Below are 25592 nucleotides of genomic sequence, written 5' to 3'. Positions count from 1 at the left end.
AGCGGCCACCTCGGCCCCGGTCCGCCGCTGCGATAAACTTGGTCATTGGCGCTCAGCCAGCCCTTTCCACGTCCAGCGATGTCCCGTCCAGCGCCAAGGGTTATCCCCACCGCAGCGAAAGTAGCACCGTGTCCCAAGATGTCCTTAGCCCCGCCCGGGTCCACGAGATTCACAAACAGGCGGCCCGGCGTCGGACGTTTGCCGTCATTTCGCACCCTGACGCCGGAAAGTCCACACTGACCGAAGCGCTGGCGCTGCACGCGAAGGTGATCGGCACCGCCGGTGCCTCAAGCGGCAAGGCCAACCGCAAGGAAACGGTCTCGGACTGGATGCAGATGGAAAAGGACCGCGGTATCTCCATCAGCTCGGCGGCGCTCCAGTTCTCCTACCGGGACACCGTCATCAACCTGCTGGACACCCCCGGCCACGCCGACTTCTCCGAGGACACCTACCGCGTCCTGGCCGCCGTCGACTGCGCAGTGATGCTGGTGGACGCCGCCAAGGGCCTGGAAACCCAGACCATGAAGCTGTTCGAGGTCTGCAAGGCACGCAACCTGCCCATTATCACCGTGATCAATAAGTGGGACCGCCCCGGCCTGGACGCCCTGGCGCTGATGGACGAACTGACGGAGCGGACCGGCCTGCAGCCCATGCCGCTGACCTGGGCCGTGGGCATCTCCGGCGATTTCCGCGGTGTCTGGGACCTCCGCCAGGACCGGTTCGCCCGCTTCCAGCGCAACAACTCCGGCGCCAACATCGCCCTGACCGAATATTTCACGCCGGAACAGGCCGCCGAAACCCAGGGGAGCAACTGGACCGACGCCGTGGACGAAGCCGGCCTGGTGATCGACTCCAACCTCGAGTTCGACGTCGACGCCTTCCACGCAGGCACCGCCACCCCCATCCTGTTCAGCTCCGCCGCCCTGAACTTCGGCGTCAAGGAACTGCTGGACGCGCTGGTGGACTTCGCCCCGCCCGCGGCGCCCCGCCCTGACGTGGACGGCAGCCCTCGCGCCGTCGAGTCGCCGTTCTCCGGCTTCGTCTTCAAGGTCCAGGCCGGCATGAACAAGGCCCACCGTGACCACGTGGCCTTCATCCGCGTGTGCTCCGGCGTGTTCGAGCGCGGCATGGTGGTCACCCAAACCCGGACCGGCAAGTCCTTCGCCACCAAGTATGCCCAGCAGGTGTTCGGCCGCGAACGCGAGGTCATCGACGAGGCCTACCCCGGCGACGTTGTCGGCCTGGTCAACGCCTCCTCGCTCCGCGTCGGCGACAGCCTCTTCCTCGAGGATGCGGTGGAGTACCCGGCCATCCCGCTGTTCGCCCCGGAACACTTCCAGGTGGCCCGGTCCAAGGACCCCAGCAAGTTCAAGCAGTTCCGCCGCGGCATCGAGCAGCTCGAGCACGAGGGCGTCATCCAGGTGCTCCGCTCCGACGTCCGCGGCGACCAGGCGCCGGTGCTTGCCGCCGTCGGCCCCATGCAGTTCGAAGTGGTGGAGGACCGCATGGCGCACGACTTCAACGCCCCCATGCGGCTGGAACGCCTGCCCTACTCCATGGCCAGGATTTCGACGGCGGACGCCATGCCCGCGCTGGCCAACGTGCCGGGCGCCGAGGTGCTTCTGCGGTCCGACGGCGAATACCTTGCCCTGTTCAACGACGTCTGGGCGCTGCGCCGGATCGAGAAGAACCACCCCGATCTGACCCTTGTGCCCATCGGCACGCACAACCCCGCAAAGTAGCGTCCCATGTCTGCACATCAACCACGGGCGCTCATCACGGGCGCCGGCACCATCAACCCCCTCGGATCCAACGTGGGGCAGACCTGGGAAGCGTTGCTTGCCGGCCGCTCCGGGATCGCCCCGCTGGAGGACGACTGGGCCGGGCAGTTGCCCGTGCGGATCGCCGGGCAGGTCACGGCTGACCTCTCTGAGCACCTCACCACCCGCGAGCTGAAGCGGATGGACCGGTGCGGACAGCTTGCCCTGGTGGCTGCCCGTGAAGCCTGGCAGCAGGCGGGGGCGCCCGACGTCGACCCCGAGCGGTTTGCCGTGGTGATCGGCTCCGCCTACGGCGGCCTCGGTTCCACGATTGAGCAGGACAGGGCCTTGGCCAGCGGCGGCCCGCGCCGGGTGTCGCCGCACACGCTCACCCGGCTGATGGTCAACGGGCCCGCGGCCTGGGTGTCGATCGACCTGGGTGCCCGCGGCGGTGCACGCACACCTGTCAGCGCCTGCGCGTCCGGCGCCGAAGCCATTGTCCAGGGTGCCGAAATGATCCTGTCCGGAGCGGCCGACGTCGTGATTGCCGGGGGTGTGGACGCGTCGGTGAACGACCTGGTGATCACCGGGTTCTCCCAGATCCGTGCCCTTTCCACACGCAACGGTGAACCCCAGCGCGCATCGCGCCCGTTCGACGGCGGCCGCGACGGTTTTGTGCTCGCCGAGGGCGCCGGCATCGTGGTGCTGGAGAGCGAGGCGCATGCCCGGGCGCGCGGCGCCGCCGTCCTGGCCGCCGTCGCCGGCGGCGCGGTGACCTCTGACGCGAACGACATCGTGGCGGCCGACCCTGCCATGCAGCGGCGGGTCATGCAGAAGGCCCTGGCCTCGGCGGGGATGGACGCCGCGGACATCGGCTTCGTCCATGCCCACGCCACCTCCACCCCGGTGGGGGACCGGCTGGAGGCGCAGGCCATCACTGCCATTCTTGGTTCCGACATACCCGTGACGTCCACCAAGGGCCACACCGGCCACCTTTTGGGCGGAGCCGGGGCCCTGGCCGCCGTCGTTGTGGTGCAGGCCCTGCTGACCGGTCAGCTCCCGGGGACGCTGAATGTTGAGGCGCTGGATCCGGAAGTGGACCTGAACGTCATCACGGACACCGCCCACACCCTCGTACCGGGCACCGCCCCGGCCGGCCTGGTGAACGCCTTCGGCTTCGGCGGACACAGCGTTGCGCTGGTAATTACCGGGAGCTGACGGATCCTGGGGGCTGCGGAAGCAGCTAAGGGGCAGTCAGGCTGCCGGCAGGATGAACGTCGCCGTGGTGCCCGCGCCCGGGGCGCTCGTAAGGCTCAGGGAACCGCCGTGGCCTTCGATGATGGTCTTGCTGACAGGCAGCCCCAGCCCTGCCCCGGGGATGGCCGTTTCGCGTGACCGCGCGGAACGGAAGAACTTGGTGAAAGCCTGCTCCTGGTCCTCCGCGCTCATGCCGACGCCCGGATCCGTGATTGAGCAGACGAGCTCCGCTCCGGTTCTGTGCGCCCGCGCGGTGATGCGGCCGCCGTCGGGAGAGTATTTGATCGCGTTCGAGAGCAGGTTCCCCACGACCTGCCGGATCCGGGCGCTGTCCATCCGGGCAGTTAGCGGCTGCTCGGCGTCGAGCACCAGCTCCAGGCCCTTGTTGGCGGCCTGCGGGAGGGTGGACTTGACGACGTCGGCGAGGAGGCAGGCGAGGTCCGCCTCCTGCAGTGACAGGTCCACCCGTTCAGACGCCACCGCAATCAGGTCGTTCACGAGGCCCAGGAGGTGGGTGGCATTGCGGTGCACCACGCGCAGCTCAGCTTCGATCGTCTCGTGCCCCGGTTCATCCAAGACCAGTTCCAGGTAGCCGAGGATGGAGGTGAGCGGTGTCCGGAGTTCGTGCGAAACGGTGCCGACGAAGTTGTCCTTGGCGGCCAGTGCCGTGATCAGGGCCGTCACGTCCACGAAGGTAATGACGCCCCCGCTGCGGACGCCGTCCGTGGAGCGGATGACGTGTGCGCTCACCGAATAGGCACGTTGTTCCCTCTCGTCGCCCGCCCACAGAAGCTCGTCCGTGAACATGTCGCCCCGTGTCACGCGGGCAACCGGAAGCATACGGGGCGCCACCGGAGTTGCCTGGTCGCCCATCAGCACCCGGGTTCCGGTGTCCCCGTCCGCGAGCCGGGCAAGGACGGGATCGGCGCGGATGGCCCGGTTGGTCAGGACGTTGTTCCCCTCTTGGTCAACCACCCAGACGCCCACGCCCACGGCGCCGAGTACGGCGTCCAGGAGCCGCTGGCGTTCCACGCTTTCGGTGAGTGTTTCCGCCAGCGCCTCGTCCTTCCTGACCATGGCGGTGCGCTGGCGGTGAAGCGTCCCGGAGACGACATGCGCTGTCACTGCGATTGCTGCCATAACAAGTGGGAGGAAGATAGTCCGGATCATCGAGCCTTGCGCAGGGGGAGAGCCTAAAACCACCGCGGGGACGGTCGTGCTGAGTACAGTGGCCACCACGGCCATCACCACCCTGATGCGCTGGCGGCCGATGGCGAGCCACACCACAGGGAACACGAGCATCAGACTCAGTACCGCGAAATTGGGGCCGCCGGCCTGGCGTGTGAAGCCGATGGCGAGGCAGTCAAGGAAAGGTATCACCGTGAATGCGGCGGACGGCAGTCTGTCCCACGGAAGAACCACGCAGGCGGCGAAGATGGCCGAATGCGCCAGCAACGCCATCCGGAAGGCATCGTCCGCCAGGGTGTCCGGGCTGAACAGTCCGGCGGCCACCACGATGAGCACCACCGTGACGGTGAGCGGAAGCTGGCTCATCACCACCCGGCCCCGGGCGCCAAGGCCCCCGAAGAACGCGTCGATCCTTCCGGCGAGTCGGCTGCGTTCCGCCGGTTCGTCGAGGATGGATCCGCCTGCTTGTATTCGATGAGTCACTCCGGCCCCCCAAGGCGCAGCGATGAAAACCTCCGGCTGCCTGAAGGTCGTTTTCGCCAGCCTAGCGCTTAGCTCCCGCCGGAGCGCAGTAAGACGTGACCGGACTATCCGATCAGCAGGCTCAGCGCCTCCGTCAGGTGCTCCACCTCGCGCACGGAGAAGCCCGCGGGAACAGGGCCCGGGCCGTTGTGGCTGGCCGGTACGACGGCGTGTGTGAAGCCCAGGCGGTGGGCCTCCTGGATGCGCTGGTTGATGCCGGGAACGGGCCGGACCTCGCCGGCCAGGCCCACCTCACCGAAGGCGATCAGGCGGATGGGCAGCGGTTTCCGGGCCTTGGCCGAGGCCACTGCCAGCGCAACCGCGAGGTCCGTGGCGGGTTCGCTCAGCTTCACGCCGCCCACCGTTGCCACGTAGGAGTCGTCCTTGTGGAGAAGGCATCCGGCGCGCTGCTGCAGCACGGCGAGCAGCATGGACACACGGGAGCTGTCCAGGCCGCTGGTGGCACGCCGCGGCTGCGAGTTGGGGCTTTCGGCGAGCAGCGACTGCACCTCGGCCAACAGCGGCCGCCTGCCCTCCATGGTCACCGTGATGCAGGTGCCGGACACCGGCTCCTTGGTGCGGCTCACAAAGAGTCCGCTCGGATCAGCGAGGCCCTCGATGCCGTCCTCGTTCAGGTCGAAGCAGCCAACATCGTCCGTGGGACCGTACCGGTTCTTCACGGCCCGCAGCAGCCGGAGCCTGGAGTGGCGCTCCCCTTCGAACTGGCACACCACGTCCACCAGGTGCTCCAGCAGCCGCGGCCCGGCGATGGAACCGTCTTTGGTCACGTGGCCCACCAGCAGAGTGGTCATGTTGCGGCGCTTGGCCGCGGCGATGATGGAGGCTGCGACCTCGCGCACCTGGGAGACTCCGCCGGCGCTGCCGTCAACATCCGCGCTGCTGAGCGTCTGCACTGAGTCCACGATCAACAGGCGGGGCTCCACCTTCTCGACCTGCCCGAGTGCCTGCCCCAGGTCCGTCTCGGCGGACAGGTACAGGGAATCCGCGACGGCGTCGATCCGCTCCGCGCGCAGCTTCACCTGCGCGGCCGATTCCTCGCCCGTGATGTACAGGACGTCCTGCGCTGTGCGGGCGAACTTGGCGGCAACGTCCAGCAGCAGCGTGGACTTGCCCACGCCGGGCTCGCCCGCCAGAAGGATCACGGCGCCGGGGACCAGTCCGCCGCCCAGCACACGGTCCAGTTCGTCCACGCCGGTGGGCAGGAACGCGGCAGTGGTGGCGTCCACCTCGGCAATCCGGCGCGCAGGCTCCAGAACTGTTGTTGCCGCCGTCGTACGCGCTACGGCGGCGCCGGTTTCCTCAACGGTGCCCCAGGCCTGGCACTCGCCGCAGCGGCCCACCCATTTGACCGTGGTCCAGCCGCATTCGGCGCACTTGTAAGCGGGCGCCTTGGATGCGCGGGAAGTCTTTGTTGCCATGGGTTCCACCCTAACTGCGGGGGCGGACATAGCCTCGCAGCACCCCCCGGGGTATCGTCGCAGGTAGCGGATTAAGGACCTTGAGAGAGCGCTCTCTTGACAGTGATCCGCGCCACCTTTAGAGTTGGGGGACTTCTAAGAGAGCGCTCTCTCACCCTCAGTAATTTCCCCCACGAAGGAGTGACCGTGAAATTTTCACGACGAAATACCGCTGCCGCAATAGCGGGAGCAGCAGCCTTGGCCATGCTGGCCACAGGCTGCGCCGGCAGTTCAGACAAGCCAGCCAGCGCGGACAACCCTGTTGAACTGACGGTCACCACTTTCGGGACTTTCGGCTACAACGACCTCTACGGCGAGTATGAGCAGGCCAACCCAGGGGTCAAGATCAAGGCCACCAACATCGACCGCGGATCAAATGCCCGGACGGATGCTTTCACCAAACTGGCCGCCGGTTCCGGCCTCAGTGACGTTGTTGCCATCGAGGAGGGCTGGCTCGGCTCCATCATGGAGGTCTCCGACCAGTTCGTTGACCTGAACGAACACGGCGCGGAGGACATCAAAGCCAACTGGGTGGACTGGAAGTTCAAGCAGGGCACCGATCCGGACGGCCGCGTGATCGGCTACGGAACCGACATCGGGCCACAGGGGCTCTGCTACAACGGCAAACTCTTCGAGGCGGCCGGACTTCCCAGCGACCGGGAATCCGTGGCGAAGCTCTTCGGTGGACAGGACGCCACCTGGGACAAGTATTTCGAACTGGGAAAGCAGTACAAAGCAGCCACCGGAAAGGCCTGGTATGACCAGTCCGGCTTCGTCTGGAACTCCATGGTGAACCAGATGGAAGAGGGCTACTACACCAAGGACGGCGACCTCAACATCGACGGCAACTCGGAAATGCAGGACAAATTCGAGATGCTGGCTGCCGGAACGGCAGCAGGGCTTTCCGCCAACCAGACCCAGTGGGACTGGGGCAACGGCAAGGCGTTCGTTGACGGCTCCTTCGCTACGTTCGTGTGCCCCGGCTGGATGCTCGGCACCATCAAGGGCCAGCTGGAATCTGCAGGCGGCGGCGCGGACAGCGGCTGGGACTTCGCCGACGTCTTCCCCGGCGGCGCCTCAAACTGGGGCGGGGCTTTCCTTTCCGTACCTAAGACCTCCGAGCACCCGGCCGAGGCTGCCAAGCTTGCCGCCTGGCTGACGGCACCGGAGCAGCAGGTCAAGCAGTCAGCTGCCGCGAACAACTTCCCCAGCACGCTCAAAGCCCAGGAAAAGCTGGTCCAGGACGCCACTCCCAACGTGCTGTTCAACAACGCCCCCACGGGCGCCATCCTGGCCAACCGCGCCAAGGGAGTAGTTGCCCAGTTCAAGGGACCGGACGACTCCGTGATCCAGGAAAACGTCTTCGGCCCCGCCCTGAAAACCCTCGACGCCGGCACTGCCGACGCAGACAAGGCATGGACTGAAGCGCTGCGCCTCCTCAACGACCTGGTCGTAAACAACTAGCCAGACCCGCTGTGGGGCCTCCCGGAAGGGAGGCCCCCCGATGGAGTGCGAGAGCCCCATGACAACCACACTGAACCGGTCCGCCAAACCTGCGGCCACCAAACCCAAAGCCACTTTCAAGCAACGGCTGAGCATCTTCGACGTCAAGGCGTCCCCTTACCTCTACATTGCCCCGTTCTTCATCCTTTTCGCCCTGGTGGGACTGTTCCCGCTGGTCTACACGTTCTTCGTCAGCCTCTTCGACTGGCACCTGCTCAAAGGGCAGGGCGAGTTCGTGGGGCTGGAAAACTTCGCGGAAGTCCTGCAGGACCGCTTTTTCTGGAACTCCCTCTTCAACACTGTGAGCATCTTCCTGCTCTCCGCCGTCCCACAGTTGGCCGTGGCGCTGTTCCTGGCCGCCGTGCTGGACCAGAACCTGAGGGCCAAAACGTTCTGGCGGATGAGCATCCTGCTGCCGTACATCGTCACCCCGGTGGCTGTGGCCATGATCTTTACCAACATGTTCGGCGAGCAGTACGGTCTGATCAACAACATTCTGGGCAACTTCGGCCTCGATCCGGTGATGTGGAAGAACGAGACATTCCCCAGCCACATCGCGATCGCCACCATGGTCAACTGGCGCTGGACCGGCTACAACGCGTTGATCCTGCTGGCTGCCATGCAGGCAGTACCCCGGGACCTTTACGAATCGGCTGCCCTCGACGGCGCCGGGGCGGTCCGCCGGTTCTTCAGCATCACGATTCCCAGCATCCGGCCCACCATGGTCTTCGTCGTCATCACGGCCACCATCGGAGGCCTCCAGATCTTCACCGAACCCAGGCTGTTTGATCCGGCCACTGCAGGAGGATCGCAGCGCCAGTTCCAGACAACCGTCCTGTACCTCTGGGAGATGGCCTTCCAGCGGCAGAACTTTGGCAAGGCATCAACCATCGCGTGGCTGCTGTTCCTGATCATCGTGCTGTTCGGAGTTGTCAACTACCTGATCTCCCGGCGGATCGCGACCGCGGATGCGGCCAGGCCCTCCAGGGCTGCCCGGAGAAGTGCCGCCCGTGCTGAAAGGACCACCCGATGACCCTCATCGACCGCAAGCCCGGCCCGGCCAAGCCGCCGTCCGGCAGGACCCCTTCGGCGGAAGCACGGCGCAGCTCCGGCCCGGCCACGCTGCGCAACCGCTTCTTCGGCACCGGCGTACGCCCCGGATTCCTCAGCTACGGGCTGCTGCTGGCCTTCCTGCTCTCCTCCGCCTACCCGCTGTGGTGGTCCGTGGTGATCGGCAGCCGGTCAAACGAAGCCCTGGGCGAAACCTGGCCGCCGCTGCTGCCGGGCGGCAACTTCTGGAAGAACGTCGGAGAAGTCTTCGACACCGTGCCGTTCTGGTTGGCCCTCGGCAACAGCGTCCTGATCTCCGGAATCATCACCATCTCGGTGGTGGGCTTCTCCACCCTCGCCGGCTACGCCTTCGCCAAGCTGCGGTTCCGCGGACGCAATGGGCTCATGCTCATGGTGGTGGCCACCATGGCCATTCCCACCCAGCTGGGCATCATCCCGCTGTTCATGGTGATGCGGACCCTGGGCTGGACAGGCGAGATCGGCGCAGTCGTGGTTCCCACCCTGGTCACCGCCTTCGGCGTCTTCTTCATGCGGCAGTACCTGGTGGACGTCATCCCCGATGAGCTCATCGAATCAGCCCGCATGGACGGCGCCAACATGATTTCAACGTTCTGGCACGTGGCCATCCCTGCCGCCCGGCCGGCCATGGCCATCCTGGGACTGTTCACGTTCATGACGGCCTGGACGGACTTCCTGTGGCCGCTCCTGGTGCTCGACGCCGGGAACCCCACGCTGCAGACCGCACTCAGCCAGCTGCAGTCCGCCCGCTACGTGGACTACTCCGTGGTCCTGGCCGGCGCGGTGCTGGCCACCCTGCCGCTTCTGGTGCTCTTCGTCCTGGCAGGCAAACAACTTATTTCAGGAATCATGCAAGGAGCAGTGAAAGGCTAATGCCACATTCGACGTACTCACGCCAATGGCCGGAAGGATTCATCTGGGGATCCGCCACGGCGGCGGCCCAGATTGAGGGTGCCGGACATGAAGGCGGCAAGGAAGACTCCGTGTGGGACCACTTTGCGCGGATACCCGGTGCCATCGCCAAAGGCGAGAACCTGGAGCACGCGGTAGACCATTACCACCGTATGCCCCAGGATGTCCGGCTGATGAAGGAACTGGGGCTGGACTCCTACCGCTTCTCCACCAGCTGGGCGCGTGTGCGGCCGGGGGACCGGGCGGCCAATCCGGAGGGACTGGACTTCTACTCGCGCCTGGTGGATGAACTGCTCGAAGCAGGAATCCTGCCCTGGCTGACCCTCTACCACTGGGACCTGCCGCAGGCCCTGGAAGACAAAGGCGGCTGGGCCAACAGGGACACCGCCTACAGGTTCGTGGACTACGCCCATGACGTGTACTCAGTACTCGGCGACCGCGTCCAGCACTGGACCACTTTCAACGAACCGTTCTGTTCCTCGCTGCTCGGGTACGGTTCCGGCGTCCACGCCCCCGGCCGGCAGGAACCCCGCGCCGCCATCGCGGCGGTCCACCACCAGCACCTTGCCCACGGCCTGGCCGTCAACGCACTTCGGGAACGCGGTGCCCGGAACCTCGGAATCACCCTGAACCTGAGCAACTCCATTCCGCGCGACCCGCAGGACCCGGTTGACCTCGATGCGGCACGGCGCTTCGACTCCCTGCAGAACCGGATCTTCCTCGATCCCATCCTGCGGGGAAGCTACCCGGAGGATACGCTGCGCGACCTCGCACCGTTCGGCCTGCCGGAGCTCATCCTTCCCGGGGACCTGGAAGCCATCAGCGCGCCGCTGGAATTCCTGGGTGTCAACCACTACCACGACGACCTCATCAGCGGACACGCCGACGACGCCGGAAGCGACGGCCATTCAGGCGGCGCCGAACGCGTCGCTGCCTCGCCGTGGATAGGCTCCGAGGACATTGCCTTCCCCAGCCGCGGGCTGCCCCGCACTGCGATGAACTGGGAGGTGAACCCCGACGGCCTGCGCACACTCCTGGTCCGCCTCGGAGAGGAACACCCCAACCTTCCACCCCTGTACATCACCGAAAACGGGGCGGCCTACGACGACACCGTGGAACCGGACGGTGCCGTCCACGACCAGGAGCGCACGGGCTTCATCCTTGACCACATCGCGGCCGTGGGCGAAGCGATCGACCAGGGCGCGGACGTCCGCGGCTACTTCGTCTGGTCGCTGCTGGACAACTTCGAATGGTCTTGGGGGTACGGGAAGCGCTTCGGGATAGTCCGGGTGGACTACGGCTCGTTCGAGCGCACCATCAAGGACAGCGGCCACGCCTTCGCCCGGCTGATAGCCGTCGCAAAGCGGAACACATCCCGGCTCCCAGCCTCCCTGCCAGCCTAAACTGGAGTCCCGGGCGAAAGCCCGCTCAACATCACGGAGCGAAGAACAGTGAAGCAAGACACCAGCGGAACCCGGCCGGCGCCCACCCTTGAAATGGTGGCCGCGCTGGCCGGCGTGTCACGCGCTACCGTCTCGCGCGTGGTCAACGACGTGCCCAGCGTGGACGAGGACATCGCCGCGAAGGTTCGCCAGGCCATCCTCGCCGTGAATTACACCCCCAACCGGGCGGCCCGTTCCCTGGCCAGCCGGAAGCCGAACTCGATCACGCTGATCGTGCCGGAGTCCACCTCCAAGGTCTTCGCCGACCCTTTCTTCGCCTCCGTGGTCCAGGGCGTGGCCCTCTACCTGGCGGAAACGGATTACACCCTGAACATGGTGATTGCGTCCGAGGCCAAGCCGGAGAAAACCAGGGCCTTCCTCCTCGGCGGCAACGTGGCAGGTGCCCTGGTGGTCTCACACCACGCCGGCGACCGTTCCTGGGCGCACGTCAGCGACCACATCCCCATGGTCTTCGCAGGCAGGCCCCTGGCCGAAGGCGGCAGCTACTACGTGGACGTCAACAACGAAGCCGCCGCCGAAGGAGCCACCCGGCTGCTGGTGAAAGGCGGACGTACCCACATCGCCACCATCGCCGGCCCGCAGGACATGCCGCCCGGCGTCGACCGCATCACCGGCTGGCGGAACGCCCTGGAAGCGTCCGGGCTGGACGACTCCCTGGTGGAGTACGGCGACTTCACGCTCTCCTCCGGGGCCAAGGCCATGCGGCGGCTCCTGGAACGCGGGAAACCCATCGACGGGCTGTTCGTGGCCAACGACCAGATGGCCGCCGGGGCCTACACCGTCCTGCAGGAGCGCGGGATCCGGATCCCTGACGACGTTGCAGTAGTGGGCTTCGACGACGATTCCTTTGCCACCTCCGTGAACCCCCAACTGACCACCGTGCACCACCCCATCATCGAGATGGGCAAGAAGATGGCCGAGATCCTGGTGGACCTGATTGAGGGCAAGCCCACGGACCGCGTCACCCGCATCCCCACCTCGCTGGTCATCCGTGACTCCGCCTCTTAGATGGGGAGTGGTGGCCACCGGCCGGATCGCCCACAAAGTCACCCGGGACCTTGCCTGCCTTGAAGATTCGGTCCTGCAGGCGGTCAGCTCGCGAGGCCAGTCAGCTGCGCAGCAGTTCGCGGCGCAGTACGGCTTCGCCTCCAGCTACCACGATGTACCGGAAACTACGGGCTACGGGCAGCTCCTCGATGACCCGCTGGTGGACGTGGTGTACATCGCCACGCCCCATGCCCAGCACTTCGAGGTTGCGAAGGCGGCCTTCGACGCCGGCAAGCACGTGGTGTGCGAAAAGCCACTGACCATCAACGCCAGGGAAGCGAAGGAACTCGCCTCCCTGGCCGGTGAGCGGAAGCTGTTCCTGATGGAGGCCGTCTGGACCCGCTTCCTGCCGGCCACCCGGCGTGCCCTGGAACTGGTCCGGGGTGGCGGGATCGGCGAGGTGCGGTGGCTGCAGGCTGATCTTGGCTTCGCAGCAGCCTATGACCCCGGCGACCGGCTGTGGGATCCGGCGGCCGGCGGGGGAGCGCTGCTGGACCTCACCGTTTACCCGCTGACCTGGGCCGTTTCCATCCTGGGCTTTCCGGGCGCGGTCACCGCCGCGGGCCGCCTGAACGACGACGGCGTGGACGTCCAGAACACTCTGACCCTGCACTATCCGCACGGTGCGGTGGCCCAGATGGTCTCCTCGCTGCAGTCCAACAGCCCCGGCACAGTGACCGTCAGTGGAACGCAGGGATGGCTTCGTACCGGTTCGCCCCTGTACCGCCCGCGGAGGCTCGAATACCAGGGCGCTGACGGACAGGTCCAGGTAGAGGAGTTCGACGAAGAGACCGAGGGGTTCATCCATGAGCTCCGGGAGGCTGCGCGGTGTATCCGGGCAGGCCTGCTGGAAAGCCCCCTGATGCCGTGGGATGAGAGCGTGCGGATCATGCAGCTCCTTGACCAGGCCAGGGAGCAGCTGGGCGTGCGCTACCCGAACGACTGGTAACGCCGGATCCCGGCGGACAATGCCGCGGCTACAGGCCGGGCAGGACGTCCCTGGCCTCGCGGGAGTCCATCCCTGTGGCTTCCAGCAGGTCGACCATCAGCGGCCTGAACAGCATCACCACTGTCTCGCCCTCAAGCCGCTGCACCTCCAGCAGCTTGGGGTGCAGCCGCAGCGCGATCTCGCTCAGGTCCTGCCGTGCGGTGCGCAGGTGGGCGCGCCGGGCGCCGTCGTTAGTTTCCGCCAGGCCGAGGGAGAGTTCCTCAATGGCGGCAGCGGTGTCCTGCAGCACCTCCGCGATGTTGTCGTTGGCCTCATCGGACAGGGCGGCATGGTTGATGGCGCTGGTCAGCCGGCGGGCGAAGACCCGGCTGTTACGCAGGGCAAGATCGATGAAGTCCAGCGACTGCTTGAGCCGGTCCAGCTCGTCGCGGTGCCTGCGGTAGGCCGGCGCAAGCGTGGCCACCTCCCCGGACGCACGCAGGGAATGGCGCATCGCGTCCACCAGCGGCTGGCAGTTCCGGCCGCGGATCAGCGCGTGCCACGCCTGCGTGGAGTCGCTGTTGCTCAGGGCCGTGGCGCACTCCCGCAGCACTTCGGCCAGCTCGTGGAGCAGCTTCTGGACATCCTTGCGGGGCTCCCGGCGCGGATCCTTGGGCACCAGGATGGTCACCAGCAGCGCAAACAGCCCGCCCACTATGGCGTCGAGGCTGCGCGTGAAGGGCCCGCCGGCAGGTGCCGGCAGCAGCACCACCAGCAGGGACTGCAGCCCCAGCTGGGTGGTGAAGATGTTGCCGCCGTCCAGGAAGCGGGCAAGGAGGATTGAGATCAGGAGGACGACGGCGGCAACCCAGATATCGCCGCCCAGCCAGTGGAGGAGCAAATCACCCACAACAATGCCGATGGTGCAGCCCAGCCCCACTTCCACCACCCTGCGAAGGCGTGGCTCCCGGGAGAAGCCCAGGGCAATCAGCGAAGAAGTCGCCGCGAACAGCGGACCTGAATGGCCCAGCACATACTCGGCGAACGCGTACGCCCCCACTGCGCAGCCGGTCATCTGGATGGCCGGGAACAGCGAATTGCGGCTGCGGATCAGGCCGGTGCGGATGCGGCCACGCAGGAAACGCCGGCTTGCTGAGAGTCCTGCTGCGATGGCCATGGGTTCAAGTCTATTCACTGGCAGTGCACTACGACCGAAGATGTGACCGGCGCAATGGTGACGCTGCAGATGTAAGCGAATATCCCGCCGTCGTTAATTTCCCGTTCACTTTGGACAGCCCATCCCGTTACCTGCGGCCCATAACTTCAATGAAGGTACAGAACGTACGCATCGCGCTGCAGGGCGTCTCCGGTCCTGCCCGCAACTGAATAACCCTGGAAGGGGTACATCTAGTGAAGGCTCTCCGCTTCGGCCGCCACGCGGCTATCGCTGTTATCGCAGCCGGCGCTCTCGCGCTGACCGCCTGCGGTTCAGACAACGTCACGGGCGCCACGCCTGCTGGCAACCAGACTTCCGCTGGCCCCAAGGTCACCGGTACCCTCACAGGCATCGGCGCCTCCTCCACCGGCGCAGCCATGGACGCCTGGAAGGCCGGCTTCGCGGCCGCCAACTCCGGCGCCACGGTCCAGTACTCCCCGGACGGCTCCGGCGCAGGCCGCAAGGCCATCATCGACGGCTCGGCCCAGTTCGCCGGTTCGGATGCGTACCTCAAGGATGACGAGCTGGCCAGCTCCAAGGCCGTATGTGGCCCCGAGGGCGCCATCAACATCCCGGTCTACATCTCCCCGATCGCTGTGGCGTTCAATGTCCCGGGCGTCACCGACCTGAAGCTTGACGCCGCTACCGTGGCCAAGATCTTCCGCGGCCAGATCGCCAACTGGAACGACCCCGCCATCGCTGCCCTGAACGCTGGCGTCAGCCTGCCGGACCTGAAGGTCACCCCGGTGAACCGCTCTGACGACTCCGGCACCACCACGAACTTCACGGACTACCTGGCCTCTGCAGCCCCCGAGGTCTGGACGGACAAGTCCGCCGGCATCTGGCCGGCCACCCTGCAGGGTGAAAACGCCAAGGGCACCTCCGGTGTGGTCAAGACCGTCACCGACACCCCGGGCGCCGTAACCTACGCCGATGACTCCGCCGTGGGCGGCAAGCTGGGCACCGCCTCCATCAAGGTGGGCGAGGAGTTCGTCAAGATCTCCGCCGACGCCGCGGCCAAGGCTGTAGAAGCCGGCAAGCCCGTCGAGGGCCGCTCCGCCACCGACGTCGCCATCAAGCTGGACCGCAAGACCACCGCTTCCGGCGCGTACCCGGTCGTCCTCGTTTCCTACCACGTCGTCTGCACCACCTACGACAAGCAGGAAACCGTTGACCTCGTCAAGGCCTTCGAAAACTACGTAGTTTCCGACGCCGGCCAGCAGGTAGCAGCAGACTCGGCCAAGTCCGCGCCCCTCTCCCCGGCCCTCGCCGAGAAGGCCGTCAAGGCCATCGAATCCATCAAGGTCAAGTCCTAGTACCTGCCCTGAACGAGTTCCCCGCCACGCCGAGAGGCGGGGCGGGGAACTTGGCTTTTGTAACCCTTGCTTCACGCTTCCCCAAGCACCACCTCAACCGAAGGGTCGGGAATGACCGTCACCTCCCTGAAAAGCTCCCAAGGCGCAGGCCGCGCCGGGGACAAAATCTTTTCCGGAGCAACCCTGGCAGCAGGGTGCCTGATCCTTGCCGTCCTGTTCGGCGTTGCCCTTTTCCTTGTCGTCCAGGCGATTCCTGCGCTCACAGCCCCCGCTGCTGAGATCCAGGGCGGCGAGGGCTTCTTCGCCTACATCTGGCCGATCGTGGTGGGCACCCTGATCGCCGCCGCCATCGCCCTGGTGATCGCCACGCCCATCGCCATCGGCGTGGCCCTGTTCATTTCGCACTTCGCACCGCGCCAGCTCGCTTCCGGGCTGGGCTACGTGATCGACCTGCTGGCAGCCATCCCGTCCGTGGTTTACGGCGCCTGGGGTGCCGCGTTCCTCGCCAAGGAAATATCGCCGGCCTACAACTGGCTCGCGGACAATATGGGCTGGCTGCCCATCTTCCAGGGACCGGCCTCCGCCACCGGCAAGACCATCCTCACCGCAGGCATCGTGCTGTCCGTGATGGTCCTGCCCATCATCACGTCCCTGAGCCGCGAAATCTTCCTGCAGACCCCCAAGCTCCATGAGGAAGCGGCGCTCGCCCTGGGCGCCACGCGCTGGGAAATGATCAAGATGGCCGTGCTGCCCTTCGCCCGCCCCGGCATCATCAGCGCCATCATGCTGGGCCTCGGCCGCGCCCTCGGCGAAACCATGGCCGTAGCCCTGGTCCTGTCCTCCGGCGCACTGACCGCCAGCCTGATCCAGTCCGGCAACCAGACCATCGCCGCCGAAATCGCGCTGAACTTCCCCGAAGCCAGCGGGCTCAAGGTCAGCACCCTCATCGCCGCAGGCCTGGTCCTGTTCGTGATCACCCTGGGCGTGAACATGATCGCCCGCTGGATCATCACCCGGCACAAAGAATTCTCGGGAGCCAACTAAATGACCTCCACCCTGACCCCGGTCCGCAAGCGCTCGGCCCTCACCAAAGGCCAGCTGCCCAAGTACGCGCCGTACGTGGTGCTGGCGCTTGCCCTGATCGCCGGTGCCGCCATCCTCGCACTGATCGGCTTCAACGCCTTCGGCTGGGGCATCGTCTCCGCCATCCTGTTCGCCGCCGGCCTGGTGGGCTGGAGCGCCGCCGTCGAAGGTTCCCGGAAGGCGAAGGACAAACTGGCCACCTGCCTTGTGGTGGGCTCGTTCCTGATCGCACTTCTTCCCCTGATCTCGGTCATCTGGACCGTATTGGCCAACGGCCTTCCCGGCATCATTGCCCCCGGATTCCTGGGCAGCTCCATGAACGGCGTCACCGGCGTCTACGACAACCGGGCCGTGGAGGAGGGCGCCCCCGTCCTGGGCGGCATCTATCACGCGCTGCTCGGCACGGTGCAGATCACCATCCTGGCCACCATCATTTCGGTGCCGGTGGGCCTCCTCACGGCCATTTACCTGGTGGAGTACGGCCACGACGGCCGGCTGGCACGGGCCATCACGTTCTTCGTGGACGTGATGACCGGCATCCCGTCCATCGTGGCCGGCCTGTTCGCCGCAGCCTTCTTCTTCGCCATAGTGGGACCGGGTACCAAGACCGGTGCCGTGGCCGCCGTCGCGCTTTCAGTCCTGATGATTCCCGTAGTGGTGCGATCCAGCGAGGAAATGCTGAAGATCGTGCCCAACGAGCTGCGCGAGGCGGCCTACGCCTTGGGCGTGCGCAAGTGGCGCACCATCCTCAAGGTGGTCATCCCGACGGCGATCTCCGGCATTGCGTCCGGCGTCACCCTCGCGATTGCCCGGGTCATCGGCGAAACCGCGCCGATTCTTGTCACCGCCGGGTTTGCCACGAGCATCAACGGCAACGTGTTCGGCGGCTGGATGGCGTCCCTGCCGACGTTCATTTACACGCAGATCCTGAATCCGACGTCGCCGGCGAACCCGGACCCGTCCTCGCAGCGGGCCTGGGGCGCCGCCCTGGTGCTGATCATCCTGGTGATGCTCCTGAACCTCGGCGCCCGGCTCATCGCCAGGCTGTTCGCCCCCAAAACAGGCCGCTAGGCCACCACAAACTTCAATCCGTACCCCAGCAAGTGAAGGAACATCATGTCCAAGCGCATCGACGTCAAAGACCTGAACGTCTACTACGGCAATTTCCTTGCCGTTGAAGACGTCAGCATCAACATCGAAGCCAAGTCCGTCACGGCGTTCATCGGCCCCTCCGGCTGCGGAAAGTCCACGTTCCTGCGGACCCTGAACCGCATGCACGAGGTCCTCCCGGGCGCCCGGGTGGAGGGCGAAGTCCTGCTCGACGGGGACAACCTCTACGGCCCCGGCGTTGACCCCGTGACTGTCCGTTCGCAGATCGGCATGGTGTTCCAGCGGCCCAACCCGTTCCCCACCATGTCCATCCGCGACAACGTGCTGGCCGGCGTGAAGCTGAACAACCAGAAGATCTCCAAGGGCGAGGCCGATGCACTGGTGGAGCGCTCGCTGCAGGGCGCCAACCTCTGGAACGAGGTCAAGGACCGGCTGGAGAAGCCAGGATCCGGGCTTTCCGGCGGGCAGCAGCAGCGTCTTTGCATCGCACGCGCCATCGCCGTGGAACCGCAGGTGATCCTGATGGACGAGCCGTGCTCCGCCCTGGACCCCATCTCCACACTCGCCGTGGAGGACCTCATCAATGAGCTCAAGGACCAGTACACCGTGGTGATCGTCACCCACAACATGCAGCAGGCGGCCCGGGTCTCGGACCGGACGGCGTTCTTCAACATCGCCGGCACCGGCAAGCCCGGCAAGCTGATCGAATTCGCGGACACCACCACCATCTTCAACAACCCCGGCCAGAAGGCTACCGAGGACTACGTCTCCGGCCGCTTCGGATAGTCCCCACCGCCGCCCTAACCTCGCAAGCTCGGCCAGGGAACCCTGGCGGCGTGGGCCCACCCAGCCGCTCCCCATGGATCGATTGCTCCGGTAACGCCCTTTTGAGCTCCCAAAAAGGCGCCCTTGGAGCAATCGATGAGGTTTAAGAGTCCCTAGGACCCGGCCAGCGGTGACAGCGCCAGCGCGAGGACAAATGCACCGGCGGCCGTCGCGGCCGGTGTCAGGACCCAGAGGCCCAGGATCCGGATGACCAGCTTCCGGTTGGTGACGGAGAAGTGCTGGTTCTCGCCCGCGCCGAGCACGCCGGCGGTCACAGTGTGCGTGGTGGACACCGGCCAGTGCAGTCCGATGGCGCCGACAAACAGCATCAGCGCGCTGAAGATCTGCGCCACGGACCCGCGCAGGGGGTCAATCCGGGTGATTTTGTAGCCGATGGTGTGCGAGATCCTCCACCCGCCGAAAAGCGTTCCGGCGGTGAGCATCACCGCGGAAAGGAGCGCGACCCAAACGGGTATGGTGCCGCCGTCGGAATAGCCACTGGCCAGCAGGGCGAGCAGCAGCACCGCGCTGACCCGCTGGCCGTCCTGCAGGCCGTGGCCGAACGCAACGGCGCCGGCGGCGATGGACTGGCTGCGGCGGAAGCGTGTGTTGATGACGTTGGGCTGGGCATAACGTGCCGCCCACGTGGCCGGGTAGACCAGGAGGAAGGCGCCGCTGTAGGCAACCAGCGGCGAGAGCAGCAGCGGCAGGACCACCTGGAAAAGGAGCGACTGGTCCACTCCGCCCACCCCGCCGCCGCCCACTGCGAGGCTTGCCAGCCCGGCGCCGGCCAGGCCGCCAACGAGCGCGTGTGTGGAGGAGGACGGGATCCCGCGCCACCACATCAGGATGCCCCAGACGCAGGCGCTTGCGAGTCCTGCCACCAGGATGCCGAGCCCGTTGGCGCCGCCGGGCAGGGTGATCCAGTGCTGGCTCACCGCCACCGCCAGGCTGGCGCTGAGCAGGGCGCCGAGGAAGTTGAAGAAAGCGGCCAGCAGGACGGCGACACTGGGCGTGAGCGCGCGCGTCCGGACCGCCAGGGCAACCGAGGTGGAGACGTCACGGAAACCGTTGAGGAAGGCAAACGCCGCCGTCAGCAGGACCACCGAGGCGAAGATGGCTGCCGTCACCTCAGGATTCCTTGACGATGATGCTGCCCACCTGGGTGGCGATACGCCGCATGTCCTTGGTGACTTCCACGAGCTGGTTGGCGATGTCCCGGTTGCGGGAGTACTGCGCCCACTTCATGTCGGAGATCATGTCCGCCACCCAGACCCTGTGCGTGCGCTCGGCCCGCTTGGCCAGCCGCAGGATCTCGATCCAGTAGTCCTCAAGGTCATCAAGGTTGTTCAGCCGGCGCATCGCGTCCACCGTCAGCTCGGCCTGCCGGCTGATGATCTCCAGCTGGTCCGCCGCGCGCTTTGGCAGGCGCTCCAGCTTGTACAGGGCCACGAGTTCCGCGGCAGCGTCGAGCTTCTCGATGGCCTCGTTGAGGTAGCGGGACAGCGCATACATGTCCTCGCGGGGGAGCGGGTTCACAAAGCTGGTGCGCATGTGGGTGAGCAGGGCGAAGTGCAGTTCGGCGGACTTGGCCTCGTGGTTGTGCATGTCCTCCACGAGCTTGCCGTGCTCGGCGGCGGGGACGCCCAGGATCTCCGCAAGCGTGGCGCTGGCCAGGACAATCTGGCGTGCCATCTCCGAAAGGAGGTTCAGCCCGGCGGGCTCCTGGGGAAAAAGGCGCAGCTTCACGTGGTTACCGGTCTCCGGAAAAATGTACTGGGATGGGGCAGCCGGCTTTGTGACTTGACCGCAGCCCGCAACTGACCATTACTCTACCGGGCGGGCGCGGGCGCCTGAAAAAGGGCATAAAAATGGTGCCGAACCGGATACGCCTCTCGGCGGTAGGCCGCTCTAGGCGGCTAAATGTTGAAGCCCGGGGGTTTCGCGGTTCGACACCAGTTTCAGTGTTCTACGTTGGCTGGCCCAAGTCAACATTGACAGATCGGGCCTGCTGGGTCAGTCCAGCTCGCCCAGGCGCCACGCGTTGGCCGCATGCTCGAGGTCCTCGGCGGTCTTGACCAGCTGGTGGGAGTTGCGCGTGAGCTTGCTTGCGTGGGCCTCGTTGCCGAGCTCGGCACCGTCGGCGATGGTCGCCTGGCCAAGCGCCACCACGCGGCAGAAAGCGGCGGAACGTTCCAGCGCGACGTCGAACTCGCCGTCGAACGCCCCCGAAAGGATGGCATCCGCCATGGTCCGCATCTCGTCGGCTCCCGGCGGTTCTGCGGCGCCGGCCACCACGTTGGAAACCTGCGCGGTGTCCTTCCCGGCGCGGAAGTAGACGGAAATCCTCTCGGGGTCCTGGACGGTGGCGGCGCGCAGCGCGTACAGCCGCCACAGGGCGCCGGGCAGCGAGCGTGCCGGGCTTTCCGCCCACATCTCCGCGATGGCTTCCAGGCCCTGTTCGTCCGCCAGCTTGACCAGCCGTTCGGTGATGACGGGGTCGTCGCTGTCGCGCCCGTGCCGCACCAGCGCCTGGGCGGCGAGGTGCGCGGCCTCGGAGACGCGCGCGGGATCCGCGCCACCTGCAAACGGCTCAAAGTCGATGGGGGCGAAAGGCTTGGGCTTGTGATGCCGGTTGGCTCCGCCGTAGTGACTGGGTCCTGTTTGCTCGCTCATGCCCCCACGCTACTCCTGTGCCCAAAGGGAATCGAGTGCGTTGCGAATGGCCTCCGGGCCCACCGGGGAACCGGCAAGCGGGGCCGGAAGCAGCGCCGTCGGCGTACGACGGCGGCGCGCGGCCGTGTGCCGGAGCAGCCCCGGGTCTGGGGTACAGTATTAACGTTCAGAAATGGACTGGGCTGATCGGCTCTTTTGACGGTCAGCTGGGGCCTTTAGCTCAGTTGGTAGAGCATCGGACTTTTAATCCGTGGGTCGTGGGTTCGATCCCCACAGGGCCCACTCTTCCACCGAAGAGTGGCAGTCCCCGGCATCCTGGAAACAGGGTGCCGGGGACTTTTCTTTTGTACCGCCCCGGCGTCAGGCTTCGTTTTCCGCCCGGAACACGGCCACCAGGGCGTTGGCGTGGCCATGGCCCAGCCCGTGCTCGTTCTTGAGCCAGTTCACCTGCTCCAGATGCTTCAGGCCCCTGACCTCGCCCAGGGCCGACATCCAGTGCTCGATCGGCCGCCCGTACTTGGCTTCGATGGACGGGAAGTAGGATTTCGGGCCTTTTACCGGTTCGCTCATATGGACATTCCAGCATCGAGGCCTTGGGGCTGGCAACGGGCACAATGGGTACATGTCAAAAAGCAGCAACGGGCGGCTGCCGCGCCTTGAGGATGTGGCCGAGCTCGCCGGCGTCTCGCACCAGACGGTCTCCCGCGTCATCAACAACCACCCGAACGTCAGCAAGGCCACCCGGGAAAAGGTGGAGGCTGCCATCGCAGAGCTCGGCTACCGCCGGAACACGGCCGCGCGCAGCCTGGTGACCCGGCGCTCGCAGACTATCGGCGTGCTCGGCAGCGAACTCGCGCAGTACGGCCCGGCCAACACGCTGCTGGGTGTGGAGCAGGCCGCGCGGGATGCCGGCTACTTCGTCAGTATCGCCGCCCTCCGTTCCGTCAGCCGCGACGCCATCTTCGACGCGCTCCGGCACTTCACGGACCAGTCGGTGGACGGCATCGCCGTGCTGGTGCCGCACTCCGAGACCCTGCGGATCCTCGAGGAATTCAACCCCGGCGTCCCCGTTGTTGCCGTCGGATCCCTGGGCGACGACGCCGTGAGCGGCGCCATGGTGGACCAGAAGCGCGGCGCCGAGCTCGCCGTCGGGCATCTCATCGAACTGGGACACCGCCGGATCGCACATGTGGCGGGCCCCTCCGACTGGATCGACGGCTCCCTCCGCGCCGAAGGATGGCGCGCGGCGCTCGACGAAGCCGGACTGCCGCATGACCTGCTCCTCGAAGGCGACTGGAGCGCCGGCAGCGGCTACGAGTTCGGCCGCCGGCTCGCAGCCGAACGGACCGCCACAGCACTCTTTGTGGGCAACGACCAGATGGCATTGGGCATCCTGCGGGCCTTCAACGAGGCAGGAGTCCGCGTTCCCGACGACGTCTCCGTGGTGGGATTCGACGACCAGCCGGAATCGGGGTACTTCACCCCGCCGCTCACCACCGTGCGCCAGGACTTCGAAGAGCTCGGCCGGCGATGCATGGACATCATGCTCAAGGAGATCGAGGCCGGCGCGGCGGTCAGCTCGACCATTGTTACGCCGGAGCTGGTGCGCCGGGCAAGCACGGCAAGTCCCGTCACAGAGCACTAAACCCAACACGCCAACCGGCTGCCTGCCTTTCCTGCCACTCTTGACATGTATGTTGTTAGCGCTCACAATTGTCAGCAGGCCGCGAAGTGGCGGCAGCTAACCGGAGGAAGTTTTTATGGACGTCACAGTGGACGGCAGCGAGCAATACGTCATCGGCGTTGATTACGGGACGCTATCCGGCCGGGCCGTGGTGGTCCGCGTACGGGACGGCAAGGAACTTGGCAGCGGGGTTTTCGACTACCCGCACGCCGTCGTCACCGATGCGCTGCCGGCAGACACAGCGGGCGACGGCGCCGCCCGGCTTCCCGGCGAATGGGCCCTTCAGGTGCCCAACGACTACCGCGACGTCCTGCGCAACGCGGTCCCCGCAGCCATCGCGGACGCCAGCATCGACCCGGCCGCTGTCGTCGGCATTGCCACCGACTTCACCGCCTGCACGATGGTTCCGGTCAAGGCGGACGGGACCCCGCTGAACGAGCTGGATGGCTTCGCCAACCGGCCGCACGCTTATGTGAAGCTGTGGCGCCACCACGCCGCGCAGCAGCAGGCGGACCGGATCAATGAACTCGCTGCCGAACGCGGCGAATCCTGGCTGCCGCGCTACGGCGGACTGATCTCCTCCGAATGGGAGTTCGCCAAGGGCCTTCAGCTGCTCGAAGAGGACCCGGAAGCCTACGCCGCCATGGACCACTGGGTCGAAGCCGCGGACTGGATCGTCTGGCAGCTCTGCGGCCAGTACGTCCGCAACGCCTGCACCGCCGGCTACAAGGGCATCTACCAGGACGGCCACTACCCCGCCGAGGACTTCCTGGCCGCACTGAACCCCGGGTTCAAGGACTTCGTCAGCACCAAACTCGAGCACACCATCGGCCGCCTCGGCGACGCCGCCGGCTACCTCACAGCAGAGGCCGCCGCATGGACCGGCCTGCCGGAAGGCATCGCCGTCGCCGTGGGGAACGTGGACGCACACGTCACCGCCCCGGCCGCCAAAGCCGTCGAACCGGGCCAGCTCGTGGCCATCATGGGCACCTCCACCTGCCACGTCATGAACGGCGACGAACTGCACGAAGTCCCCGGCATGTGCGGCGTGGTGGACGGCGGCATCGTCGACGGGCTCTGGGGCTACGAGGCCGGACAGTCCGGCGTGGGCGACATCTTCGGCTGGTTCACCAAGAACGGCGTCCCGCCGGAATACCACCAGGCAGCTGCCGAAAAGGGCCTGGGCATCCACGAATACCTCACCGAACTCGCCTCCCGCCAGGGAATCGGCGAGCACGGGCTCATCGCCCTGGACTGGCACTCCGGCAACCGCTCGGTGCTGGTGGACCACGAACTCTCCGGCGTGGTGGTGGGCCAGACCCTCGCCACCAAGCCCGAAGACACCTACCGGGCACTTCTCGAAGCCACGGCCTTCGGCACCCGCACCATCGTGGACGCCTTCCGTGATTCCGGCGTGCCCGTGAAGGAGTTCATCGTGGCCGGCGGGCTCCTGAAGAACAAGCTCCTGATGCAGATCTACGCCGACATCACCGGCCTCCAGCTCTCCACCATCGGCTCAACCCAGGGCCCCGCCCTAGGGTCCGCCATCCACGCCGCTGTTGCGGCCGGAAAGTACGCCGACATCCGCGAGGCTGCGGCCGCCATGGGCTCCGAACCCGGCGACGTCTACACGCCGATCCCGGAAAACGTTGCCGCCTACGAGGAACTGTTCCAGGAATACCGCACCCTTCACGACTACTTCGGCCGCGGCGCCAACGACGTGATGCACCGGCTCAAGGCCATCGCGCGCCGCGCCAATGCGTTGAACCCCGCAGCGTCCAGCGCCGCAGCAGCGCCCGCCGCCCCCGCAACCGTTGGAGCCTCCGCATGAGCACCACCACCGTCAGCACCCTGGAAACCATCGCCCGGATCCGGCAGGAAGTCTGCACCCTCCACGCCGAACTCACCCGCTACGGACTGGTGGTGTGGACCGCCGGCAACGTCTCCGCCCGCGTGCCCGGCCGCGACCTGCTGGTCATCAAACCCTCCGGCATTTCCTACGACGACCTGACGCCCGAGCAGATGGTGGTCACCGACCTCTACGGGGTGCCCGTGGACGGCGATGCGGACGGCGAGTGGGGCAACCCGCCGCTGTCGCCGTCGTCGGACACCGCAGCGCATGCATACGTCTACCGGCATATGCCGGACGTGGGTGGCGTGGTGCACACACACTCCACCTACGCCACGGCCTGGGCCGCCCGGGGCGAGTCCATCCCGTGCGTGCTGACCATGATGGGCGACGAATTCGGCGGCTCCATCCCGGTGGGCCCGTTCGCGCTGATCGGCGACGATTCGATCGGGCAGGGGATCGTGGAGACGCTGACGAACTCCAACTCGCCCGCGGTCCTGATGCAGAACCATGGCCCGTTCACCATCGGCAAGGACGCCCGGTCCGCCGTGAAGGCCGCCGTGATGTGCGAGGAAGTGGCCCGCACCGTCCACATTTCCCGGCAGCTGGGCGAACCGATCGCCATCGACCAGGCCCACATCGACTCCCTCTACGCCCGCTACCAGAACGTCTACGGCCAATAAAAT

The 25592-nt window shown here is 66.4% G+C and carries 22 protein-coding genes and 1 tRNA gene; 16 read left to right on the top strand and 7 right to left on the bottom strand.

The features are described 5' to 3' along the window. The first annotated feature begins 128 nt into the window (after positions 1-128). Both ABV518_RS07830 and ABV518_RS07825 read left to right on the top strand, forming a co-directional pair. Complete coding sequence (locus tag ABV518_RS07830) at positions 129-1742, top strand: peptide chain release factor 3 (RefSeq protein ID WP_367766318.1); 1614 nt, start codon at positions 129-131, stop codon at positions 1740-1742. Between the two features lie 6 nt (positions 1743-1748). Next, entirely contained in the window at positions 1749-2978 is a 1230-nt protein-coding gene (locus ABV518_RS07825; protein ID WP_367766317.1) for a beta-ketoacyl synthase, read from the top strand. Between the two features lie 36 nt (positions 2979-3014). Here ABV518_RS07825 and ABV518_RS07820 read toward each other — a convergent pair whose 3' ends face one another. Continuing rightward, positions 3015-4688 (bottom strand): sensor histidine kinase, encoded by a 1674-nt coding sequence (locus tag ABV518_RS07820; protein WP_367766316.1) that lies wholly within the window; start codon positions 4686-4688, stop codon positions 3015-3017. Positions 4689-4792: 104 nt separating this feature from the next. After that, a complete protein-coding gene (gene radA, locus ABV518_RS07815; RefSeq protein WP_131134860.1) occupies positions 4793-6166 on the bottom strand; it encodes a DNA repair protein RadA in 1374 nt (457 codons plus the stop codon). A gap of 186 nt (positions 6167-6352) precedes the next feature. On the opposite strand from radA, the gene ABV518_RS07810 reads away from it, so the two are divergent. Genes ABV518_RS07810 through ABV518_RS07785 form a run of 6 tightly spaced genes read left to right on the top strand, consistent with a single transcriptional unit; the run spans position 6353 to position 13168 of the window. Further along, a complete protein-coding gene (locus tag ABV518_RS07810; RefSeq protein ID WP_367766315.1) occupies positions 6353-7669 on the top strand; it encodes an ABC transporter substrate-binding protein in 1317 nt (438 codons plus the stop codon). Positions 7670-7727: 58 nt separating this feature from the next. Next, positions 7728-8741 carry a carbohydrate ABC transporter permease gene (locus ABV518_RS07805; protein WP_367766314.1) on the top strand — a complete coding sequence of 338 codons (1014 nt, stop codon included), beginning with the start codon at positions 7728-7730 and terminating at the stop codon, positions 8739-8741. Beyond that, on the top strand, positions 8738-9670 hold the full coding sequence (locus ABV518_RS07800) for a carbohydrate ABC transporter permease (RefSeq protein WP_367766313.1): 933 nt from the start codon (positions 8738-8740) through the stop codon (positions 9668-9670). The genes ABV518_RS07805 and ABV518_RS07800 overlap by 4 nt, the downstream gene beginning before the upstream one ends. Next, the gene (locus ABV518_RS07795) at positions 9670-11112 is read left to right on the top strand and encodes a GH1 family beta-glucosidase (protein WP_367766312.1); all 1443 of its coding nucleotides are present in this window, start codon (positions 9670-9672) and stop codon (positions 11110-11112) included. Before ABV518_RS07800 ends, ABV518_RS07795 begins: the two co-directional genes overlap by 1 nt. Positions 11113-11160: 48 nt before the next feature. Beyond that, complete coding sequence (locus ABV518_RS07790) at positions 11161-12180, top strand: LacI family DNA-binding transcriptional regulator (RefSeq protein WP_367766311.1); 1020 nt, start codon at positions 11161-11163, stop codon at positions 12178-12180. Continuing rightward, the gene (locus ABV518_RS07785; protein ID WP_367766309.1) at positions 12164-13168 is read left to right on the top strand and encodes a Gfo/Idh/MocA family protein; all 1005 of its coding nucleotides are present in this window, start codon (positions 12164-12166) and stop codon (positions 13166-13168) included. The genes ABV518_RS07790 and ABV518_RS07785 overlap by 17 nt, the downstream gene beginning before the upstream one ends. A gap of 28 nt (positions 13169-13196) precedes the next feature. Here the strand turns inward: ABV518_RS07785 and ABV518_RS07780 are convergent, their stop codons facing one another. Further along, entirely contained in the window at positions 13197-14324 is a 1128-nt protein-coding gene (locus ABV518_RS07780) for an aromatic acid exporter family protein (RefSeq protein ID WP_367766307.1), read from the bottom strand. 233 nt (positions 14325-14557) lie between these two features. Between ABV518_RS07780 and pstS the strand changes: the two genes are divergently transcribed. The 4 genes from pstS (at position 14558) to pstB (ending at position 18658) form a co-directional block, all read left to right on the top strand. Next, entirely contained in the window at positions 14558-15679 is a 1122-nt protein-coding gene (gene pstS, locus ABV518_RS07775; protein ID WP_367766306.1) for a phosphate ABC transporter substrate-binding protein PstS, read from the top strand. 111 nt (positions 15680-15790) lie between these two features. Then, on the top strand, positions 15791-16723 hold the full coding sequence (gene pstC, locus ABV518_RS07770) for a phosphate ABC transporter permease subunit PstC (protein WP_131134853.1): 933 nt from the start codon (positions 15791-15793) through the stop codon (positions 16721-16723). Then, entirely contained in the window at positions 16724-17833 is a 1110-nt protein-coding gene (gene pstA, locus ABV518_RS07765) for a phosphate ABC transporter permease PstA (RefSeq protein WP_367766305.1), read from the top strand. Positions 17834-17878: 45 nt separating this feature from the next. Then, positions 17879-18658 carry a phosphate ABC transporter ATP-binding protein PstB gene (gene pstB / locus ABV518_RS07760; RefSeq protein ID WP_131134851.1) on the top strand — a complete coding sequence of 260 codons (780 nt, stop codon included), beginning with the start codon at positions 17879-17881 and terminating at the stop codon, positions 18656-18658. Positions 18659-18810: 152 nt separating this feature from the next. On the opposite strand, the gene ABV518_RS07755 is transcribed toward pstB, so the two are convergent. The 3 genes from ABV518_RS07755 to ABV518_RS07745 form a co-directional block, all read right to left on the bottom strand. After that, positions 18811-19827, bottom strand: coding sequence for an anion permease (locus ABV518_RS07755; protein ID WP_367766304.1), 1017 nt, complete (start codon positions 19825-19827; stop codon positions 18811-18813). A 1-nt stretch (position 19828) separates the two neighbouring features. Beyond that, on the bottom strand, positions 19829-20446 hold the full coding sequence (locus tag ABV518_RS07750; RefSeq protein WP_131134849.1) for a DUF47 domain-containing protein: 618 nt from the start codon (positions 20444-20446) through the stop codon (positions 19829-19831). 267 nt (positions 20447-20713) lie between these two features. Continuing rightward, the gene (locus ABV518_RS07745) at positions 20714-21373 is read right to left on the bottom strand and encodes a hypothetical protein (RefSeq protein ID WP_131134848.1); all 660 of its coding nucleotides are present in this window, start codon (positions 21371-21373) and stop codon (positions 20714-20716) included. 209 nt (positions 21374-21582) lie between these two features. On the opposite strand from ABV518_RS07745, the gene ABV518_RS07740 reads away from it, so the two are divergent. After that, positions 21583-21655: transfer RNA gene (locus ABV518_RS07740), tRNA-Lys, on the top strand. A 78-nt stretch (positions 21656-21733) separates the two neighbouring features. Here ABV518_RS07740 and ABV518_RS07735 read toward each other — a convergent pair. Next, positions 21734-21943 carry a DUF4287 domain-containing protein gene (locus ABV518_RS07735; protein WP_367766303.1) on the bottom strand — a complete coding sequence of 70 codons (210 nt, stop codon included), beginning with the start codon at positions 21941-21943 and terminating at the stop codon, positions 21734-21736. A 52-nt stretch (positions 21944-21995) separates the two neighbouring features. On the opposite strand from ABV518_RS07735, the gene ABV518_RS07730 reads away from it, so the two are divergent. The 3 genes from ABV518_RS07730 (at position 21996) to ABV518_RS07720 (ending at position 25589) form a co-directional block, all read left to right on the top strand. Further along, positions 21996-23018, top strand: a complete 1023-nt coding sequence (locus ABV518_RS07730) for a LacI family DNA-binding transcriptional regulator (RefSeq protein WP_367766302.1) — start codon at positions 21996-21998, stop codon at positions 23016-23018. 115 nt (positions 23019-23133) lie between these two features. Further along, complete coding sequence (gene araB, locus ABV518_RS07725; protein ID WP_367766300.1) at positions 23134-24888, top strand: ribulokinase; 1755 nt, start codon at positions 23134-23136, stop codon at positions 24886-24888. Then, complete coding sequence (locus ABV518_RS07720; protein ID WP_367766299.1) at positions 24885-25589, top strand: L-ribulose-5-phosphate 4-epimerase; 705 nt, start codon at positions 24885-24887, stop codon at positions 25587-25589. Before araB ends, ABV518_RS07720 begins: the two co-directional genes overlap by 4 nt. Positions 25590-25592 lie beyond the last annotated feature (3 nt).

Source organism: Arthrobacter sp. HS15c (assembly GCF_040812005.1).
Taxonomy (GTDB): domain Bacteria; phylum Actinomycetota; class Actinomycetes; order Actinomycetales; family Micrococcaceae; genus Arthrobacter.
The sequence above is the reverse complement of the archived record's forward strand: the minus strand, read 5'-3'. Positions and strand labels throughout refer to the sequence as shown.